This window comes from Bradyrhizobium sp. 2TAF36 (assembly GCF_052114925.1).
Lineage (GTDB): Bacteria > Pseudomonadota > Alphaproteobacteria > Rhizobiales > Xanthobacteraceae > Bradyrhizobium > Bradyrhizobium barranii.
The window spans coordinates 1-1,554 of record NZ_JBFRFR010000221.1; the positions used below are offsets into that span (position 1 = coordinate 1).

The 1,554-nt window shown below is 58.9% G+C and carries 1 protein-coding gene; it reads left to right on the top strand.

Features of this window, described 5'->3' with window-relative positions:
* The first annotated feature begins 508 nt into the window (after positions 1-508).
* A complete protein-coding gene (locus AB4Z51_RS44805) occupies positions 509-1,060 on the top strand; it encodes a hypothetical protein (RefSeq protein WP_441499753.1) in 552 nt (183 codons plus the stop codon).
* The last annotated feature ends 494 nt before the right edge of the window (positions 1,061-1,554 follow it).

The window sequence follows — 1,554 nt, forward strand, 5'->3', positions numbered from 1 at the left end:
CGCCGAATCCGCGCAATCGCCGAATCCGCGCAATCGTCTCCACGATCAGCATCCTCGACCACCTGCTTCATTCCAAAGCAGGCAGCGCAACAGACCAACCTATAGGGGGTCAATTTTGGACGCCGATCCCCCGGCTTAGGGGGTCAATATTGCAGGCCGAATGACACTCAGGGCCGTGCGGGAGCTGCTTCGCTTGCTCTCTTAGGCGTTCGGCGGTCCCCGTGACAACGGGCTCGGGAGCGGCTGACGATCTCTTTTCGCGCCATCCGACCTCTCCCCGTGTTGGTCGGTGGAAGCCGGTGTGCCGCGAAGCTCGCCCGGCTGCACACCGACGACGGCCGGCTCCGGTTGAAGAAACGATCAAGCCGAGGCGATGCGGCGTCAAGGCCGATTGGAGGGGATTGACGATTGCGATGGTTTGCCAACGGCAATTTGCGCGGCGGATCCAACCGATTTTTCAGAAACCCGTTGGGAAGCGAACGCCGGAATCGCTGTCGGGAGATTTGCGATGCCGCGCAGGTCGGCTGGCGCGGCGAGGATCGGGTTTGAAAATACCCCGATCAAATCGCGGGTTCGCCCGATTTCCAGGCGTGGAATTTTTAAAAAAACGGCTCCGGCGCATGGCTGGGGCTGGGGCTGGCTGGCGTCTCAAAGAGCGCCAGAGCCGTCACATCTCCGTCGCCGATTAGGGAGCAAGGACAGCGGAGGCGACAGCAATATTAGGCTGTATTACCATCGTTTGCATGTGCAGATTGTGCCATCCGGCGTACCGAAAACGGAAAGCCTATTGCCGCTGGTGAAGTCACTGGAACCAATGTGGCAGACCAGGTTTTCAAACATAATTGGCGCAATTCGGGTGCCTGAAGGGATTGTCCGACTAATGCCAAGATGGAAAGAGGAATGGACTGAGCAAGAGGTGGAGAAGCTCAGGTCGCTGGCGGCTACAATGCCACTCACGCTGATCGCCAAGGAACTGAACCGAACCGTTGGAACCGTGCTGGCCAAGGCAACCTACGAGAAGATCAAGATCATCGTGCACACACGGAGCGGACGCGCCTAAAATCACGCGCGTCGCGACCGAAGGAAACGGATGAAGGTGTCTTCGTGGCAGGGGTCACGTCGTTGGATCGACGCCAGTTGTCATACTTGCGCTTGCTGTTTTTCTCCGGTGGTGCGCCAGGTAGCTTAGCAGAAACGACCCGTCAGCCGCCGATGCCCATCATTGATCCCGCTAGCGCACAATCGTTAAACGAACTCACACAGGAGCCGATCCGCTGCAAGACTGGACGCGACGTTGATCTCACTGCGTTGCCGCACGCCTCCACCACCTTTGTCCATGACCTGGCTGGCAGGCTCCGCTGCAACAAATCTGCTAAGGCGGGACGACGCCCTTCCGTAACGCTGCTGCGATTCGCACACCGCCCTCGCCCTGCTCCTCCCGAGACGTGACGATGTGCAATCTCTTGTCTGATTGCGGTTGCTGGCACAAGGGTTCAGCTCGTTACCGACAGCCTGCGAGGCTCGCTCTTGTCTACGAGGTCGACGTTCATAGCC